Annotated in this window: 15 protein-coding genes; 11 read left to right on the top strand and 4 right to left on the bottom strand. The window is 32.3% G+C overall.

The annotated features are described in order from the left end of the window. Window positions 1-267: 267 nt before the first annotated feature. Both PW52_RS01730 and PW52_RS17320 read left to right on the top strand, forming a co-directional pair. A complete protein-coding gene (locus PW52_RS01730) occupies window positions 268-2,352 on the top strand; it encodes a glycosyl hydrolase family 95 catalytic domain-containing protein (protein ID WP_131453961.1) in 2,085 nt (694 codons plus the stop codon). Window positions 2,353-2,406: 54 nt separating this feature from the next. Then, on the top strand, window positions 2,407-3,285 hold the full coding sequence (locus PW52_RS17320) for a dihydrofolate reductase family protein (RefSeq protein ID WP_240475132.1): 879 nt from the start codon (window positions 2,407-2,409) through the stop codon (window positions 3,283-3,285). A 49-nt stretch (window positions 3,286-3,334) separates the two neighbouring features. Here PW52_RS17320 and PW52_RS01740 read toward each other — a convergent pair whose 3' ends face one another. Both PW52_RS01740 and PW52_RS17670 read right to left on the bottom strand, forming a co-directional pair. Further along, window positions 3,335-4,258, bottom strand: a complete 924-nt coding sequence (locus PW52_RS01740) for a tyrosine-type recombinase/integrase (protein ID WP_240475133.1) — start codon at window positions 4,256-4,258, stop codon at window positions 3,335-3,337. Window positions 4,259-4,339: 81 nt separating this feature from the next. After that, window positions 4,340-4,543: an Arm DNA-binding domain-containing protein gene (locus PW52_RS17670; RefSeq protein WP_240475134.1), complete on the bottom strand. Its 204-nt coding sequence runs from the start codon at window positions 4,541-4,543 to the stop codon at window positions 4,340-4,342. Between the two features lie 587 nt (window positions 4,544-5,130). Here PW52_RS17670 and PW52_RS01745 point away from each other — a divergent pair. From PW52_RS01745 to PW52_RS01780, 8 genes are all read left to right on the top strand, one after another. Continuing rightward, window positions 5,131-6,195, top strand: a complete 1,065-nt coding sequence (locus PW52_RS01745) for a polysaccharide lyase family 7 protein (protein ID WP_044631183.1) — start codon at window positions 5,131-5,133, stop codon at window positions 6,193-6,195. Window positions 6,196-6,206: 11 nt separating this feature from the next. Further along, entirely contained in the window at window positions 6,207-6,692 is a 486-nt protein-coding gene (locus tag PW52_RS01750) for a gluconokinase (protein WP_044631184.1), read from the top strand. Between the two features lie 89 nt (window positions 6,693-6,781). Further along, window positions 6,782-8,059: an Nramp family divalent metal transporter gene (locus PW52_RS01755; protein ID WP_044631185.1), complete on the top strand. Its 1,278-nt coding sequence runs from the start codon at window positions 6,782-6,784 to the stop codon at window positions 8,057-8,059. Between the two features lie 8 nt (window positions 8,060-8,067). Continuing rightward, the gene (locus tag PW52_RS01760) at window positions 8,068-10,416 is read left to right on the top strand and encodes a chondroitinase-B domain-containing protein (RefSeq protein ID WP_052823315.1); all 2,349 of its coding nucleotides are present in this window, start codon (window positions 8,068-8,070) and stop codon (window positions 10,414-10,416) included. A 440-nt stretch (window positions 10,417-10,856) separates the two neighbouring features. Beyond that, window positions 10,857-14,039, top strand: a complete 3,183-nt coding sequence (locus PW52_RS01765) for a SusC/RagA family TonB-linked outer membrane protein (protein ID WP_044631186.1) — start codon at window positions 10,857-10,859, stop codon at window positions 14,037-14,039. Window positions 14,040-14,050: 11 nt separating this feature from the next. After that, window positions 14,051-15,394: a RagB/SusD family nutrient uptake outer membrane protein gene (locus tag PW52_RS01770; RefSeq protein ID WP_044631187.1), complete on the top strand. Its 1,344-nt coding sequence runs from the start codon at window positions 14,051-14,053 to the stop codon at window positions 15,392-15,394. Between the two features lie 168 nt (window positions 15,395-15,562). After that, window positions 15,563-16,300: a FadR/GntR family transcriptional regulator gene (locus tag PW52_RS01775; protein WP_044631188.1), complete on the top strand. Its 738-nt coding sequence runs from the start codon at window positions 15,563-15,565 to the stop codon at window positions 16,298-16,300. 22 nt (window positions 16,301-16,322) lie between these two features. Beyond that, the gene (locus tag PW52_RS01780; protein ID WP_044631189.1) at window positions 16,323-17,078 is read left to right on the top strand and encodes an SDR family NAD(P)-dependent oxidoreductase; all 756 of its coding nucleotides are present in this window, start codon (window positions 16,323-16,325) and stop codon (window positions 17,076-17,078) included. A 166-nt stretch (window positions 17,079-17,244) separates the two neighbouring features. Here PW52_RS01780 and PW52_RS01785 read toward each other — a convergent pair whose 3' ends face one another. Together PW52_RS01785 and PW52_RS01790 are read right to left on the bottom strand one after the other, a co-directional pair. After that, entirely contained in the window at window positions 17,245-18,162 is a 918-nt protein-coding gene (locus PW52_RS01785) for an aldose 1-epimerase (protein ID WP_044631190.1), read from the bottom strand. Next, on the bottom strand, window positions 18,162-19,154 hold the full coding sequence (locus PW52_RS01790; RefSeq protein WP_044631191.1) for a GntR family transcriptional regulator: 993 nt from the start codon (window positions 19,152-19,154) through the stop codon (window positions 18,162-18,164). The genes PW52_RS01785 and PW52_RS01790 overlap by 1 nt, the downstream gene beginning before the upstream one ends. Window positions 19,155-19,430: 276 nt before the next feature. Here PW52_RS01790 and PW52_RS01795 point away from each other — a divergent pair, with 276 nt between their 5' ends. Then, window positions 19,431-19,961, top strand: coding sequence for an RNA polymerase sigma factor (locus tag PW52_RS01795; protein ID WP_044631192.1), 531 nt, complete (start codon window positions 19,431-19,433; stop codon window positions 19,959-19,961). The last annotated feature ends 25 nt before the right edge of the window (window positions 19,962-19,986 follow it).

Below are 19,986 nucleotides of genomic sequence, written 5' to 3' on the forward strand. Positions count from 1 at the left end.
ATAATACTTTTCATATCAGTAATCTTTTTTTCAGTTTCTTCAAATGCACAAACAGTAAAGATGGATGTGAATTTCGCTTCTTTTTTATCACAGCATGATATGAAATGGACTAAAGTACCTAAAAGATGGGAAGTAGCACCTTATAGCGGAAATGGAAATGTAGGTTTTCTTTTTTATCAAACTACTACTACAAACAAGAATATAATGTCAGTTTATACAGGTAGACATGACTATTATGACCATAGAGAGGCTTCAAAAGAAAATCAAATGTTGTGGATTAATAGAGGAAGATTACCGTTAGGTAGATTTGATCTACAGTCTAAAGGACAAATACAATCCGTTGATTTAAGACTTGATTTATGGAATGCACAGCTAACGGGCTGGGTTTACACTACAACAGGTTCATATTTTATCAAAGGGTATACCCATAGTAACCTTGATGTTATTTATTTTGAAACAGAAGCTAAAGATGGTGAATCAATAAAGATTACTTGGATTGCAGATAAACCTATACCACCAGTTTGGGAAACTTTACAAACCGGTAAAGGTCCAAAAGGTAGTGGCTGGGATAAAATGCGGAATGCTCCAATGCCAATGCCTGATAGTGCAACTTTTAGTGAAGATAAGGGAGTGAATTTTTGCTATCAGCCCTTATATCAACACAGAGGAGAAACAACTACAGCTTGGAAAATTATAGGTTCAGCATCTGGCAAACAACAATTAATCGCTAGTGTACACCATAGTTATCCAGAAAAAAACAGTTTGACTGTTGTTAAAAATACTATTAACCAAGCTGAGCAATTACTACAAAACAACACTCTTTTTACAAGTCATCAAAAATGGTGGCATCAATATTACCCCCTCAGTTTTATAACTTTTAACGATATAGAAAAGGAATCTTTTTATTGGATTCAAATGTACAAACTAGCATCAGCTACTAGAGGAAATGGACCCATTATGGATTTAATGGGACCTTGGTATCATAAAACTTTTTGGCCAATGGTATGGGGAGATCTAAATGTAGAGCTCCAATATTGGACCCACTTAACGGCAAATAGAATGGCTGTGGGCGAGTCATTGCCAAACTCTATAGATAAATATAAATTAAATTTAGAAAACAATGTAACCAGCAAATGGAAAGAAAGCATAAACTTAGCTACGCTTTTTCCACAAGATTTTGATGCCTATAACGGAGCCGTTGTGCCTGATATGCTAGTATGGATTTTACACAATTATTGGTTGCATTGTAAATTTGAAGATGATGATGAACGCATACGCATTAAGCTATTTCCTTTATTAAAGAAAGCAGTTAATAGTTATCTTAACTATATAAAAGATAATCCTGTTGATGCCACTGACGGAAAAATTCATATAAAAAATAGCTGGTCTCCAGAATACCCTGGAGGACGCGGACAAGATATCAACTTTACTATAGCACTCATAAAATGGAGTACTAGTACGTTGCTAAGTATAGACGATAAATATCACGTAAACGACCCTTTAAAAAAAGAATGGCAAAATTTATATGATAATCTCGTTGGTTTTCAAATTGATGATAATGGCTTACGTATTGGAAAAGATATTCCGTTTAATACACCTCACCGCCATTATTCACATCTACTTGGGTTCTATCCCTTATCTGTTTTAAGTTTAGAAACAGAATATAATAAAAAACTATTACGTACAACTTTAGACCACTGGCTAAATGTTTCTATAAATAGTGATATAAAAGTTAATGCAATGCCTGTTACTGGGTACACAGCTACTGGTGCAGCCTCTATGTACGCCATGCTTAATGATGCTGATAAAGCATATTATTACCTTAATTTTTTTATCAGTCACAAAAATGTTTCTCCAACAACAATGTATGCAGAAGGGAACCCAGTAATTGAAAGCCCACTATCCTTTGCTACCTGTATACATGATATGTTTTTGCAAAGTTGGGATGGTAAAATCAACGTTTTTCCAGCCATACCAACCTTATGGCCAGATGCTTCTTTTTATCATTTACGCACACAGGGTGCATTCTTAGTTAGCGCAAAAAAAATAGCGGGTATTACCGAGTTTATAGAAATTGAGAGCTTACATGAGAACATAGCAAAAGTTAAGACAGATATTCAACAACCTTATTTTTACAGTAAAAGGAAGTTGGTTTCTTACAAAAAACAGTCGGATGGCTTTTACTATATACCCTTAAAAAAATCGGAAAAGATACTGATTACTTCTAAACTATTAAATAAAACCGACTTATCTATCAAAGAATTAAATAGAAACACTCAAGAGAAAAATCTTTTTGGATACAGTGATAAAACAGAAAGGCTTCCGAGTGATGCTTTTTACACAAAAAAATAATTAACTCCGCAAAACCATCTAGAATTAAACAACAAATAATTAAAAATAATAATCATGAAAAAAACACTTTTAATTACAATTTTAACGATTAGTTCAATAATTATCGGTTATGCACAAACTCAAAAAATTAGAGGCAACGGAACTCCAATATCAGGAACACAGGCAATGGTTTCAGGTACCACGGAATTGCAGTTACCAATTTCTGGCACATTAACATTTGCGGTTTTTAGTAAATTTACAGGAAGTTTTACACTGGAAACATTAGGAACAAAGGATGGAGTTGCCCCCGTATATTTAACTGCATTTAATAATTCAACTAGGTTATTTGCAATCAAAGAAACTGGCGAAACCTTATTCAATACAAATGATGGGTCTTCGTTGCAATCTGTCACAAACGAAACATTGTCTTTCAAATTTTCCAACATCGTTATAAAGCCCAATACAGCTAGCTATGTTTCAGATTTAAAAATAATTTCTGTTGGTGTTGTGGGTTTTGGAGTTATCGGAGAATGTTTTGGGCTTTATAAGAATGGTAATTTAATAGAAAAATTTGTTAGCTCAGATAGTCCTAACAACGAAAAAAAATTAACTCTAACGACTCCAACAGCAATTTCGGATAATGATGTGATTACAAGAACCGAAAGGCCAGATGTAGGAAAAGTGAAGTTTTATAATGGAAATCTAACTGAGTTAGTTCAAAAGTTAAAAAATGATAGCGGTAAAAATATTTATTGTGATGGCGGTGCAGAAATCATAAACGAACTTTTAAAAGATGACTTGATTGACGATCTTATTATTTCTGTCATTCCAATATTATTAGGTAATGGAACAAGATTATTTAAAGACGGAAGACCTGAGCTGTTACTTGAGTTTGTGAGTACAAAAACATTTGATACTGGATTAGCACAGTTGCATTACAAACGGAAAAAATAAACTATTCAGTGAGCTTAAGGACGTTAATTCTCACTGAAAGCTCTTGTTTTCAAAAATTGATTACACTATCCAAAGCATCATCTGCATCTTTATTAATAAAATTAGCTTGATAGTTTATAGTTGTAGTTACAGAGGAGTGCCTATAAAGTTTTTGAAGCATTTGAATTGGGATTTTATCACCTGAAATATTACCAAAACTATGTCTTGCAATGTGCATACTCATTTTTTTGGTTATGTCCAGTTTGGAAGCAACTTTTTTCAAATGTCTATTTAGGTTTCGCGTTATGGTCTGTGTTCGTATAGAAACCCTTTGAGAATCTTTCAGATCTGTATCCTTAAGATAATCGAAAATCAAATCATTATCCAGAGAATAGTTCTGTTGATAAATTTTAATTATTTCGCTAGCCTTTTCAGGTATTTTGAGTGTAACCAATTTACTGTTTTTGTTCATCCGGTACATTAATCTTCCATCATTAAAATCAGACCATTTCAATTTTAAGACATCACCAACCCTGATACCTGCAAAATAAAAGCTAATGAGCCAGACGTGAACTGCTTTTTGTTGAGCATCGGTTAAGTCTGTAGCATTCTCTAATTTTTTAATTTCTTTTTGATTCAGTCCAATCTTTTGTGATTCTGGAATTTTAATCTGGACTTTCCCTTTCCCAAAAGGATATCTCCCTCTGTCAACTAAAGATTCAGATATGGCAAGATTGTAAATAGTTCGTATTAAGATGAGATAATTTACCACTGTTCTTGGCGAACGTTTTTTATTATGAAGCAAATAGGTTTCAAATTTTTTGAGAAGTAAAACACTGAGTTCATTAAACAATAACTCATTTTTTTTGAGAAAACTCTTGAACTTTTTAAGGCGGCCAAGCTCAGTATCGTACTGATGATGTTTTTCTCTGTTTTTGAGATTTTCAAGATGCATATTTGCAACTGCAAAAAAATCAACTTTTTTATTTTGCATAATATTTTTCTTGATCGCTTTGACTGTTTGATAGTCCGAATTGTTTTCAGCTTCCAGAACTTTTTTATTTGCCTCAGCGATTTAGGAAAGTATAAAATTATTAATGATGTTGGCATTGGGATGCGATTTTCTAACGCATCTATTTTTCTCATCCCAGTACTTTTCTTCAATATGTTGACCAGTTCCTAAATAAGAACTTTTTCTATCCTTTGTAATTCTTATAGATATTGGATAATGTCCTTCTGGATTCCTTTTTTTTCGGAGTACTGCCTTAACTGTTGCCATATTGAATGCTTTAGATTATAAAGGTAATAAAAACAGGTACAACATAGGTACAACATAGGTACAACATTTTATGCTTTTAATTGATATTAATTGACATTGAATACTATTATGTTTTTATTAAATCATTGAATATCAGTGTAATTGTGTTTTCTTAATACCATACGGAAAAACACTCATAACCCGAAGGTCACTGGTTCGAGTCCAGTTCCCGCTACTAAGTGAGAGTAATCAGAAATGGTTACTCTTTTTTTATGCTTTTAATTTTCGAAAGAATTTATTAGTGACTCGCCTTAAAGTTGAATAGAGTTATAGTATTAATAAATATGAGAGCATTTCATTGCTCCAAATTTATGGCTTCACTTAAGTTAATCGAATCATTAAAAATTCATTGAATTATGGTATTCAATCCGTTTCAAAAACCTATATTTTGTTTATCACATACAATATATAATTAGTATTATTTTATATTTAATTTTATTGAATAGATTATTTTATTATATTTGGTACACCAAACTGGTGCGCCAATTTAGTTTGAAATAAATTTGTAAATTATCGTACCGTTATTAATCATAAATGAATTAAAGACAATGGGTTTTAATGTTTTTTTACGTGCTTTAAAGTTAGGCTTTATTCTAAGTTTATTAATTCTTTTCTCAGATTGTAAAAATTCTGAGAAAAGAATTCATTTGAAGTTAAAAGAAAAAATGGATCTTGAGACCACCTATCCAAGCGATGTAATTCCTTTTATGGATAAATGGAAGATTTTTCTTGGCGATGGCACAAAGTCTGATTCGTTAATAAATTTTGATAAAGAAGATTTTTTCTATGTAGAAAATGATGGAAAAACAAACTGGGTAGTTTATAAAACACCTAATTCTGGTATAACATCTAGAACTTCAAGTAATACAAGAACTGAATTAGGAGAGAAAAAACATTGGATTCCTGAAACAGGCGGAAAGTTAACAGGAACTTTAAAGGTTATGCATGTATCAACATCTGGTGATGCTCGAGTAGCAGCTTCTTACTCGGTAGTTGTTGGTCAAATTCATAGCGATGAAGGGCATGAAAACGAACCATTAAAAATATTTTATAAAAAGTTTCCAGGGCATAAAAAAGGTTCGGTTTACTGGAACTACGAAATTAATACAGATGGCGATAATTCTAAACGTTGGGATTTTTCTACAGCGGTATGGGGTAACGATATGTCTGTTGTCGGAGAAACACCAGATACCTATCCAGAGGAACCAGAAGAAGGTATTGAATTAGGAGAAACTTTTAGTTACGAGGTAAATGTTCATGAAGGTATAATGTATTTAACTTTTACAAGCGAAGGACATGAAACGGTTAAGTTTACAAAGAATTTATTAAAATCAGATTTTTCAACAAAAGCCGATATACCAGAACAAATTTTAACCTTATATGCTCCAATAGATCGTGATGGTATTGAACGCGATTCGGCTTATGCAGGAGAAATTCAATATTTTAAACAAGGGGCTTACAATCAAACCAATGGAAAAGATCCAGAGAAAAATATAGTTTGGAGTACAGGCTCTGAAACCTATGGCGGCGATATCGCAAAACAATATGAAAACGGTTGTTATGCCGAAGTTTGGTTTAGCAATGCCACAGTTGGACCAGGTGTTGCACCTTAATAAATATAGTTATGAATACTGTGTTTTATGTTATGGGCGTGTCCGGTTCAGGAAAAAGTACTGTAGGTAAATTAATTGCAGAATCTTTGGAGATTCCATTTTTTGATGGTGACGATTTTCACCCTAAAGAAAATATTGTTAAAATGAGTAACGGTATGCCTTTAAATGATGAAGACCGTCAAGGCTGGTTATTAAATTTAAATGATTTAGCCATAAATCAATTAAAACAAAACAGCTGTGTTATTGTTTGTTCGGCCTTAAAAGAAAAATACCGAGAATTATTAAGTGCAACTATTGAAACGCATGTAAAATGGATTCATTTGGTGGGTTCGTACCACCAAATTTTAAATCGAATGAATAAACGAGAAAATCATTTTATGTCGTCTAACATGCTTCAGTCCCAATTCGACACTTTAGAAGCGCCCCAATACGCCATAAATGTAGATATTAATTTAAAGCCAAACGAGATTATAAAACATATCATTAAACACATTTGAAATAAATTTTAAGCCATCATATATAAGTCACCACCTTATTTCGGCTTTAAAATTTAAAAAAAACAACCAACAAACTAAATAAGTATAACATGTCCGAAACTGTTCAAAAAAAATCACTTTTAAAAAAAATAATCGCCCTTGTACTTAGTTTTGGTCCAGGTATTTTTGCAATAGGTTACACCATAGGAACCGGAAGTGTAACAGCAATGATAGTAGCAGGAAGTAAGTACAATATGCAGTTACTTTGGGTGCTATTATTAAGTTGTATTTTCTCTGGAATTTTAATGTTTGTGTATGGTAATTATGCTTTACTTACTGGCGAAACCGCGCTTTTTGGTTTTAAAAAGCATTTAAAGTATGGCAAAGCTTTAGCGATATTAATTATTGTAGGTATTACATTTGGGCAATGGAATTCTTTAATGGGAATTTTAGGGATTTCATCCAACATAATTTACGAAATATTAGCTTTAAATTATCAAGGATTAGAAGGTTTAAAATACGAAACGGTTTTAATTACCGCCATTATAATTATCGTTGTTTTTTATTTACTAATGTTGGTCGGTAAGTACACCTTTTTCGAAAAAATACTAGTTATTTTTGTAACTTTAATGGGGCTGTCATTTGTGTTGTCTTTATGTTTAGTACAACCATTACCGTTAGATGTAGTTAAAGGTATATTGCCTTCTATACCAAATGTGCCCGATGGTAAAATGTTGGTAGCGGCATTTGTAGGAACAACAATGGCAGCGGCTACATTTTTATCACGCCCGTTATTTGTTAAGGGGAAAGGGTGGACAATAAACAATTTAAAAGATCAGAAAAAAGATTCTATTACTGCTGCTATTTTAATATTTGTAATTAGTGGCACTATTATGGCCGTAGCTGCAGGCGCACTATTTTATCAAGGTAAAGAAGTAACTCATGTATTAGATATGGCAAATACCTTGGAGCCAGTTGCAGGAAAATGGGCGGTTACTATTTTCTTTTTTGGGGCACTAAGTGCTGGATTGTCGTCTATATTTCCATGTTTATTAATAGCACCTTTACTTGTTGCCGATTACCAATCTGGTGAGCTTGATACCAATTCAAAACAATTTAAAATAATAACAGCAATAGCATGTTTAGTGGCTTTAATTGGGCCTGCATTTGGTGCTAATCCTATTGAAATTCAAATTCTATCACAGGTTTTTAATGTATTTATTTTGCCATTGGTAGTTTTGGGTATTATTCTGCTTGTTAATAATAAAAAGGTGATGAAAGGGTATAAAACATCAGTGTTTATAAACATATGTTTATTTGCAGCTTTATTTTTCTCTTGCTTAGTGTCTTACACAGGTGTAGTTGGAATTTTAACTAAATATTTTTAAAAAACTAGATGAAAACTAAACTAAATTTTTCGATTTTAATGTTCGCTTTGTTTGTTTTAATGTCCTGCGATAAAAAGGTTGGTAAAGCAAATTCCAATGCATTATTGGTTAAAGATGTAACTGAATTTAACACAGCTGTAAAAAATGCCAATCCTGGAGATACAATAACTTTGGTTAATGGTGTTTGGAAAGATGTAGAACTAGTATTTGAAGGTAAAGGAACAAAAGAAAAACCTATTACTTTAACAGTGGAAACGAAGGGAGAAGTTACCTTAGAAGGAAATTCAAACTTACAACTTGCAGGCGAATATTTAATTGTAGATGGTTTGGTGTTTAAAAACGGATATACACCCACAAACGCTGTGATTTCTTTAAGAAAAAGCCGAGAGGAAATAGCAAACAACAGCCGATTAACAAATTGTGTTATCGATAATTATAATAATCCAGAACGCCAAGTACAAGATTATTGGATTACTATTTATGGTAAAAATAATCGAATAGACCATAATCATATTGTCGGTAAGAAAAACTTAGGTGTAACCATGATAGTTGGTTTAGATACTGAGGAAAGCAGAGCGAATCATCATAGAATAGATCATAATTATTTTGGTCCAAGACCAACTTATGGAAACAACGGAGGCGAAACTTTAAGAATTGGTACGAGTCATCATGCTCTTGAAAATTCTAATACACTAGTAGAATCTAATTATTTTGATAGAACCAATGGCGAGCATGAAATTATTTCAAATAAAGCTTGCCAAAACACCTTTAAATATAATACTTTTTTTGAGTGTACAGGAACTTTAACCATGCGTCACGGAAACGAAACTTTAGTAGATGGTAACGTCTTTATTGGTAACGGAAAACCAAGCACAGGTGGTGTTCGTTTAATAAACGAATCCCAAACCGTTATAAATAACTATCATATTGGATTAACAGGCTACCGTTTTAGAGGCGCTTTTGTAATGATGAATGGCGTGCCTAATTCGCCACCAAACCGTTATGTTCCGGTAATCAATTCTAAAGTTAATAATAACACATTTATAAACTGCGACCACATTCAATTATGTGCAGGTAGCGATGCCGAACGAAGCACTGCTCCAAAAACATCAGAAATTTCTAATAATATTTTTTATCACGAATCTAAGTCCGATTTGTTTACCGTTTACGATGTCATAAGTGGAATAACCTTTAAAAATAATATTCTAGGAAATAATTTAAAACGACTTTTAAAAGACGGATTTACTAATACTGAAATCACTTTAGTAAAAAACGATCAAGGGTTTTTAATACCAACATCCAATGCTATAAAACCTATTTCAATAAGTCCTAAAATTGCAACAAAAGAAAATACAGGAGTTTCATGGTATTCAAAAGATGATGAGGATGTTGCGTTAAATTCGGGAAGTATAATTAAGGTTAAACCCGGCATTAATACCTTATACGATATTGTCAAAACATCTAAACCTGGTGATATTATAGCATTAGAAGAAGGCGGAGAGTATTTAATCACTAAAGCTGTCGCAGTAAATCATCCCTTAACTTTTAAAACCATAGGCGAGAAAAAAGCAACAGTTTTGTTTGAACGTATGATGGCTTTCCAAATTCAAAATGGAGGAAGTTTAGAATTAGAAAACGTGTCGTTCGACGGTTCAAAATCACCCGACTATGCCGGTAATTCGGTAATATGTACCAGTAAAAACTCCATGATTGAAAATTATAAGCTTTTTATAAATAATTGTGAGTTTAAAGATATGGTTGTAAATCACTCGTTCGATGTGCTTCGTGTTTCAAAAGGCACCTTTGCCGATACTATAAGCATTCAAAATTCAATCTTTAAAAATATTTCAGGTCATATCGCTGCTTTAGATAAAGAAACTGATGATATTGGTGCATATAACGTAGAGTATTTTATAATGAAAAACAATATAATTACAGATTTACAAGGAACTGCTTTAAGGTTGTATAGAGGTGGTAAAGATGAAAGTACATTTGGTCCTTTTCTTGAAGTAAACCACAATGTATTTAATAATGTAGGTTTTGGTAAAAAGAATAAATACGAAGCAGCAATGTCACTTTATGGTGTGCAAGTAAATACCATAGAAAACAATATTTTTAATAATACTAAGGCTTTAAATATGCATTTAGTGGTTGGCGAACCTATTGTAAATTTGTTTAATAATAATTTTTATAATTCCGAAGAACTTATTGTAACTGGCGACCAAGCTTATGTTGAAAAAAATACTTGGAATTATAATCCAAAGTTCGTAGAAAATACTTTTAAATTAAGTAAAACATCGCCTTTAACAGGAAAAGCGACTGATGGTTTTAATTTAGGTATTTTGGAAAATGAGTAGATAAAATTTTAGTTTAGTAATAGTTAAAGCCCTAAAGGTTAATCTTTTGATTCTTTAGGGCTTTTTTATATGTTGAAATTTAAGAAACTGAAAAACAATATGTTAAATGTATTCTATTTTTTTTATAAAAAGCTTTGATGATAAAATTTTATATCATATATTTGGTACACCAGTTTGGGGTACCAATTTGGAATACCAGACAAAAACCTATAAAACTAAATTAAATATGAACATTATGAAAAGAACACATCTCTAAAATTCTTCATTGCAAACCAAAGTGTGCAAATCATAATTTAAAAGCATTTTTTACTCTTAAAAGGATGTCAGTAGGTAATAAAATCATAAGCCTATGACAGGTTATCTTATGCCTTTAAATTTAAAAATTGGTTAAAAAATTAACCAATTAAAAAGTAAATACTAACAACTAAATAAATCATTAAATGAAATTAAAAGTGAAACTAAGCTTATGGCTACTTTTGATATTTAATATATCATTATTTGCCCAAGATGGATATCAAATATCCGGAGTTGTAAAAGATGAGTCAGGAATGCCAATTCCTGGTGTAAATGTAATTGTAGAAAATACCACAAAAGGAACCGCAACCGATTTTGATGGCCAATTTCAATTAACGGTCTCAAACGGTGATATTTTGAAATTTTCATACCTCGGTTATATAGGTCAAAGCCTTAATATTACAGGGCAGAAATCAGTGGAAATTATATTAATAGAAGACACTAGTGCTTTAGAAGAAGTTGTTGTTGTTGGTTATGGCGTTAGAAAAAAATCACATTTAACAGGAGCCATTGCTAAAATTGGTGGAGAAGATGTGGCGGCGGTTCAAGTAGCGCGAGTAGATGAAGCCTTGGCAGGTAAATTACCAGGGGTTTTAATACAAAATCAAAGTGGAGAACCTGGTGCCGATTTAAAAATACAAATTAGAGCAGCATCCTCTATATCTGGAGACTCTGGTCCTTTAATTGTTGTTGATGGATATCCTATTTCTGGCAATTTAGCAACAGTTAACCCGAACGACATAGAAAGCATGGAAGTTTTAAAAGATGCTGCATCTGCTGCAATTTATGGGTCTAGAGGTGCCAATGGTGTTATTTTAGTTACAACCAAAAAAGGAAAAACAGGAAAACTTAATTTTAGCTATAATGCTTATACAAGCACATCTAGCAAATATGTAAGAGATATCGAAATGTTAAAAACAGCTTCAGAGTGGGCGGCCGAAATACAAACTGATGCCTACGACCTTTCTGAAATAGATCCGGCACTACTAGCTTACAGATTAGATGCCTACGAAAATGCTCCAGACGTAGTTAGTGTAGAAGATTGGCTATTTAGAAATGGCAACTCAACCAGTCATGATTTTAGCGTAAGTGGGGGTTCAGAAAATTTAAAAGGTTTTGCATCTCTAGGGTATTTAAAAACAGATGGGATTGTAAATGGTCAAGGTTTCGAGCGCGTAAATGCCCGAATGAATATTGATGCCAATTTAAACGATAAACTACAAGCTGGAATGAGTATAAATGGCTACTATGGTAATCAGGATATTGTGCCTTGGGATATGCGTGATCTTTTAAGAACTTATAGTATTAGCCCAATTTATCATACAGCAGAGTCTATTGCCTTTGTGCAAGAATTAGATTCTAAACGACAAGCCTTATACGAATCGGGTTTTACTGGGGCAAATGTTGATAGAAGCTTCGATCAAGATAGAAGAGGTATAGGTTTAGATCCTACAAGTATATACTTATTACAACCTGGTGATGTGGTACACGATTGGCATTATGGAAGAAATCAAAATGGTATTGGAGGTACAGGAGATGCGGGTGTAGGTGCAAAATTTGATAATTCAAGACGTTGGAAGAAAACATATTTTGCTAATATGAACTCTTATTTACAATACACCATTCTAGAAGGTTTAAATATTAAAACTGTTTTCGGATCAGATATTCAAGATACTCAAGATTTTTACTATAGAGGTATTTTATCTGATGGACAGCAACGTTCTACACAAACAAACTTAGATATTTCTAACATTAAAAAATCTACCATTTTAAGCGAAACTACTTTAAATTATGCTAAAGTATTTAATGATAAGCACGATGTGTCTGCAGTAGTAGGTTTAGAGTTTCAAAACACATACTATAAAGGTATTGTAAACGATGGTACAAACGTTCCTTTTGGCTTACCATTAAATTATTCATTTTTTAACGCAGAAGATGTAGTTTCTTACGAAGTGGATGAGACACGATCAAGAAGAAGTATTTTTGGTAGAGTAAATTATGCTTTTGATGACAGGTATTTATTATCATTTTCATTAAGAAGAGATGGCGATTCTAGATTTGGTGCAAATAAAAAATATGCAACATTTCCAGCATATTCAATTGGTTGGAACATGCATAAAGAAGCCTTTTTAGCCGATAGTAAAGTTATAAGTTTATTAAAACCTCGTTTTAGCACAGGGTCATTAGGTACAGAATCTTTCCTTGGGTCGTACGATGCACTAAGTATATTAAGTACATCACAAACTGCTTTTGGTACAGGGTTTTTAATTCCAAATAACGTTGCAAATCCAGACTTAACTTGGCAAACCAATAAAGAAACAAACTATGGTATAGACACCGGTTTTTTAAATAACCGTTTTAGGCTTAGTGTAGATTATTATACTTCAGATATTGAAGATATGCTAATTAACCAAAGTGTATCAGAAGTTTTAGGAACGCCTTCAATTGTATTAAATCGAGGCGATGTAAAAAGCTCAGGACTTGAGTTTGAATTTAATGCAGGCATCATTCAAAAAGAGGATTTTAACTGGAGTATTAATGCTAACTTATCTACCGTAAAAACAGAAATTACAAGTTTAGGAGATTTAGATGCATTACCAACTCAAATTTATGGAGGACCAAGCGGAAGAGGGCCTGAGTTTAGAAACTACGTTGGTGGTGAAATAGGCGAAATGTGGGGCTACCAAGTAACTGGCGAAGTAGAAACTATTCATATAGAAGATCCATCTCGAAACATAGGTTTTGGAAGTTCAGAATGGTATGTAGTAGATCAAAACGGAGATGGAGAAATAACTTACGAAGGCGATTACGTAAAATTAGGTTCAGCCAACCCAGATTTTTACTGGGGGTTATCAAGCTCAATGAATTATAAAAATTTCGATTTTTCATTTCAATTTCAAGGATCACAAGGCGCAGAGGTTTATAACATAGATCCGTTATATTGGAAATCACAGTTTGGAGGAAGACTAAGAGCTAGCTTTGATGCCAATAACGATGGTATTGCAGATGCATCGGGTAAATTTTACGAAGAAACCAGAGATGCACACGGCTCAGGGATACAAGATGCATCGTATATAGCATTACGTAACTTAACTTTTGGGTATACTTTAAATCCAGATTTTGTAAATAAAGTAGGTATTGGTTCCATGAGAGTTTATGTAGCAGCATCCAATTTATTGTACATAATGGGAGATAATTATACATCTTACAACCCTGAAGGGGTAGAAACAGAAAACACAGGTTATGCAGGGCCAACTACCTACGGATATCAAGAAGGAGCTAGCCCAATTACTAGAAGTTTTACGTTTGGAGTTAATGTGAATTTTTAAAAAACTTAATCATGAAAAAAATAGAAATTATATATATATTATTGTTGTCTGTGTTCTTAGCAACATCTTGTGACAATGATTTAGATCAAATCCCGCCAAAAGATTTAGAATCTAGTGCTTTAACAGAATATGAGCCTGTGTTATTCGCAGCATATTATTATCAAACAGGAGCTTCTACACCTTTATTAATTATGGGAGACTTTAGAGCGGATAATATGCAAATGATTGAGGAACCTTATCCTGCCTTTGATAGATTTAATGCCGATTTAGCTGGTGGCGATTTAGTAGAGCAATTTTTCCGTCCTTTTTACAGCAATTTATACAAAGCCATTTTAAGTGCAAATAATGTTATAGATAACTCTGCCGACGATACAGAAATATCTGAAGCTTACTTTTTAAGAGCATTATCTTATTTTAAATTAGTTACTGTATTTGGAGATGTTACTATTAATTTATCTCCAACACCAAATACTTCAGATTTATCAATATTAGAAAGACAACCCGCAGACGATGTTTATAACAACATTATTATCCCAGATTTACAAGCTGCTATTTCAGGATTAACAAATTCAGAAATTAGTGAAGGTCGAGCCTCACAGTTAGCAGCACAAGCACTTCTGGGTAAAGTTTATATGTACAGAGGTAATTACAATAGTGCAGCGCCATTGCTGGCTGGAGTTGTAAATAATGCTGGAGGAGTAGGAGTTACTCTAGAGCCGGATTTTGCAAATGTTGTAGTAGATGAAAATTCAGAAGTTATTTTCGCCACTAAATTTTCATCATCTATTTCAGATGCTTACAGTTTTGCCTCAGAATTTCCTATCTGGTTTTCTGGAGCCGATACAAAATCGCCATTACCACTAGATCCTGATTTAACAGCAGCTTTCGATGAAAGTAGTGCAAATGCTGGAGCAACAGATTTAAGAAAAGATTTAACTATTGATGAAGTTAATAATACAGGAATAAAATATACTGGAGCTCTAGAGCAAGATCATATAGAAATGAGGTTATCAGATTTCATTTTAATGCACGCCGAGGCCTTAAACGAAACTACAAATGCAACAGGAGCACAATCAGCCACAATTTTAGCATTGTTAGACGATATTAGGTCTAGAGCAGGTTTACCAAGTTTAGTAGGTACAGCAACTACTCAAGCCGAAGTAAGAACAGCTATAGCTAAAGAAAGACGCTTGGAGCTAGCATTAGAAGGTCACCGTTGGTTCGATTTGGTTAGAACGAATACGGTCGATGAAGAAATGGGAGAGGTAATCAATAGTAATTATTACATATTTCCAATTCCTACCTCCGAAATTACAGCAACTAATAGTGTGATTACTCAGAATCCAGGATATTAACAATTTACTTGAATAGGAGTATTTAAGTTAGTTTAGTTTTTTTAAAGGTTAGCCAACATCAGTAAAGATGTGGTATGTGTTGGTTAACCTTTTTTAATTTTATTTTGGTAAGTAAAATTATTTAAATAGTTTTACCTAATAAAACTGGCGTACCAATTTATTTTGCAAATGAACATAGATATTCTCTCAAAAAATGAAAATCAAGAAATTACAACCAGAGTAAATAATATAATTTCTAAAATAAGTGATTTAATAAAAGAAAAACATTTACAACCTGGAGACAAACTTCCTGCAGAAAGAATTCTTGCAGAAAAGTTTGATGTAAGTCGGCGAAGTATACGTGTAGCTATTTTAAAACTAGAATCTTATGGTATTTTAAAAGCTATACCACAAAGTGGAACCTTTATTGCAAATATTGGAACTATAGCCATGAATGGAATGATAGATGATATTTTAAATTTGGGTTTACCGGATTTTAAATCTTTAGTTGAAACTAGAATTTTATTAGAACTTAAAGCTGTAAGGCTAGCCGCATTAAGGCGTTCTGAGGAAGATTTACTAAGAATAAAAGAAGCTTTAACGGCTCATGAAAATAAACTTAAGTCTGGCGAAGATGCAGTTCAAGAAGATTTATTATTTCATTTAGCCATTGCCAAGGCAAGCGGAAATGTTACTATTAATCAAATCATGATTGGTATAACGCCACAAATTATAGTCGATTTTAAAAAGTATCATAAAGATTATAATTCACTAGATGCGTTACGAATTATTGAACATGCTGAAATTTATGAAGCGATAAAATCAAAAAATCCACAACTGGCAAAAGAAAAAATGAAAGAGCATTTTAAGATGTTGTATCAATATTGCTATGATATTAAAAGCTTAAATAAAAATCAAAATACTTAACACTAACAAGAAAGAACAAAAAATGGGAAGATTAACAGGAAAAATAGCAGTAGTAACTGGGGGAGCGAGAGACATAGGTCGTTCAATTTGTGTAAAATTAGCAAAAGAAGGTGCCAAGGTAGTTGTAAACTATTTAAATAGTGAAAAGGATAGAGATGCAACATTAGAAGCTATTAAAGCTATAGGAGGAGAAGCCATTGCAGTTTATGGAGATGTTACAAAACAAACTGATATTGATGCCATGGTAGCTAAAACAAAAGAAGCTTTTGGAGATAAAATTGATATTCTTGTTAATAATGCAGGTGGATTATTCGGCAGAAGAACAGCAGAAGAGCTAGATGAAGATTTTTACAACCTAGTAATGGGAGTTAATTTTAAAGGTGTTGTTTTTGTAACCCAAGCATTTAAAGCCATGATGGAAGAAGGCGCATCAATAGTAAATTTAGCTTCACAAGCTGGTCGAGATGGCGGCGGTGGCGGTTCTGTATTATATGCTGCATCAAAAGGTGCTATTATGACATTAACTCGTAACTGGGCTAAAGAGTTTGGCCCACAAGGTATTCGCATAAATGCAGTTTGCCCAGGTTTAATAGGAACTAAGTTTCACGACGATTTTACTCAAGATGAGGTTAGAGTAAAAGTAGCAGCATCAACTCCCTTAAGAAGAGAAGGACACCCAGATGAGGTGGCAGATTTGGTTGCTTATTTAGCCAGTGATGAAGCGTCATTTATAACAGGAAATAATGTAGATATTAATGGTGGTTTAGCATTTAGTTAATTTCTGGTATTACCTTATTTTATAAGCCCAATAATTTCATCATTATTGGGCTTTATATTTATCGATAATATGACAGAGCATGTCTACCGTTGTCAGTTGTGTTTAATTAATTTTTTAGTGTATTGATATAAAAAAATGATAAATAAATTGTTTGTTTAACTCAAGTTTACACTATTAGTTTTAAGGTTTTATTTAATAACAGTTTGTCAATGAATATAGTCCATGTAATGTTATAATCTTTATTTGGTTCTAAAAGTTGTAAGCCTATTTGATTGTTAAAACTGTTAGAAACGCCTGTGGTAGGCTCAATCGCAATAGTATTAGGTGTTGGCGGGGTGTAAATCTGTAAAAAATTTTGTTCGGCGGTGCTGTTAAATTGTAGTTTGTAGGAAGGTGTTTTAAATATAATTTCATCGGAATTTAAAATCCAACAATCATCTAACGTTTTATTTTTAATATTGAAATCAGTTTCAATAGCAGGTGTTACACCAGAGGTGATATTGCGATCGTCCAGTTCAATTTTTTCTAAACTGTTAAACGAAATATTGCTTTGGTATAAATTTTTGCTTGAAAAATAAGGATGCCAACCTAAAGTAAACGGAAAAGTGTTGCTACTGGTATTTTTAATAGTTACGTTTAAACTTACTGTTGTACTTGTAAAAGTATAGGCAATAATAATATTATAAGTATAAGGAAAAGCCGGGTGTTTTTCGTTTTCAGAATAAAGAAGTACAATATTGGCTTCGTTTTCTGTAGCCTTTGTACTCACAACATTAAAGGTTTTATTAAAAACTAACCCGTGTAATGCATTGTTATTTGCAGGTTCGTTAATGTCGAATTTATATGTTTTACCTTCAAATTTATATTCACCATCTTTAATTCGGTTAGCGAATGGAAATAAAATTGAAGAAGCATAGGTGTTTTTGTATTTAAGTGGTGCTAAATCCTTTATTATTTGGTTTGCGTTTAAGGTGAGTTCTTGTAGGCTTGCGCCATCTTTTAAATTTATTTTAGCACACAGTTTTTTATTAGAATGCTTTACTTCTAAAGTGTTTTGGGTTTTATTATGTGAAATTTGAAACATTATAAAGAGCTCCTTAAAATTAGTTGGTTTGGGTTTTCTATTTGTTTTTGCTCTTTATTTAAAATCATTTCGGCTAAACGTTTTCCCATTTCATTAAAATCTGTAGATATGGTAGTTATTCCTCCTTCTACGAGCTCTTTTAATAAAGTGTCGTTATACGAAATGATGCCAACATCTTTTGCAAGAGTGAGGTTATTCGATTTTAGTTTCTTTAAAATTCGTAATAAATTTTTATCGTCGGGAATAATGTACAATTCACCTTTTTCTGGCGTTTTTTCTAACAAGGTGGTTTCAATTGAATAATTAAAGTTGTGCGCTTCACAAAAATTAGTGAAACCCTTAAGCATGCCTTCTGGCTGTTTAGATTTAGTGTTTACTAAAATAAAGTGGTTATATTTTGATAGTAGTGCTTTGGTTTCATTTAAATTATTAAAAATCGCTTTTTCAAAATTTTGATAGATAGACGGGTAACTAGACAAATCGTCGTGAAGCTGATCGAGGATATAAACCTTGTCGCTTGGTAAGTTTTTAATCTCCTTGTTGGTGTTGTTAAAATTTGCAGGCATAATCACGTAATAATTGTAATCGCCTTTGTTGTCTTTTATTAATTTCTTGAAAATCGATCGGTTAAAGTGATGAAAATATATTTCAACTTCAATACTGTCATCGAGGTGCTTTAAAAAAGAGTTATATAAATCTTCTTTAAATGAATTAAGCTCATCAAACAATAAAAATATTTTTTGAGTTACAGTAACTTGATCACTAGAAACGTAATACCCTTTACCAACAACAGACTGTATAATACCTCTACTTTTTAGTTCATTAAAGGCCATTAAAACGGTATCTCTTGAGAGTTTGTTGTCGTTTTTAATTTTGTTAATTGATGGTATTTGGTCACCTTTTTTTAGTGTGCCTGAAACTATTAATGCTTCAATTGTATTAATAATTTGCTTGTATTTAGGCGTCCCTATTTTCTGTTTAATTTTAATCATAACTGAGGTTGCAAATCTATAAAATATTTTCAACTTAACCAACTAGCCCCTACTAGTTTGATGTTATGTTTCTATATTATTTTTCTTTCATGATTTTCTTGACTAACAACAACTAGTTGGTACTGGTTGGTTTTTTCAATTTATTTATTATATTTGCACTAGTGATGTCTTCAATATAATTTTAAGTATTCTAATTTATTTAGGGTAAATTTTATTATTAATTAATTTATAAGATCTTAAAAATAAAAAATTCTAAAAACAGATGTTTGAGTTTTAATGACTACAACCGATAAAAATATTATTTCACGATTAAAAAAAGGCGACTTTGCTGCGTACAAAGAAATGTTCGATAAGTACTACAAAGCATTATGTATTTATGCTTTTAAGTATACAGATTCTTACGCGTTGTCTGAAGATATTGTGCAAGATTTTTTTGTAAAATTTTGGGATGATAAATTGTATTTAAAATTAAATAATGCGATTGGACCTTACTTGTATACTTCTGTAAAAAATAACGCTTTACAAGTTTTAAAAAAGCAAAGAAAATTTCACTTTCAAAATATCGAAAACGAGGTTGATAAATTAATCGCTGTTGAAAATTTTGAAATAAATAATCTTGTTTCAGAATACGATAAACTTCATAAGGAGGTCGAGGCTTTACCAATAAGATGCCGCGAGGTTTTTAAAGCAATTGTTTTAGATAACCAAAAATATAAAGACGTTGCTTTAAAATTGGGTATCACTGTAAATACTGTGAAAACCCAGCATTCAAGGGCATTAAAGCAGCTAAGAAACTCACTAGGATAAAGCTAAAATAAAACTTTTTAAAAAA

It is taken from the genome of Neotamlana sedimentorum, assembly GCF_000943565.1.
In the GTDB taxonomy this organism is placed as follows: Bacteria; Bacteroidota; Bacteroidia; order Flavobacteriales; family Flavobacteriaceae; genus Neotamlana; species Neotamlana sedimentorum.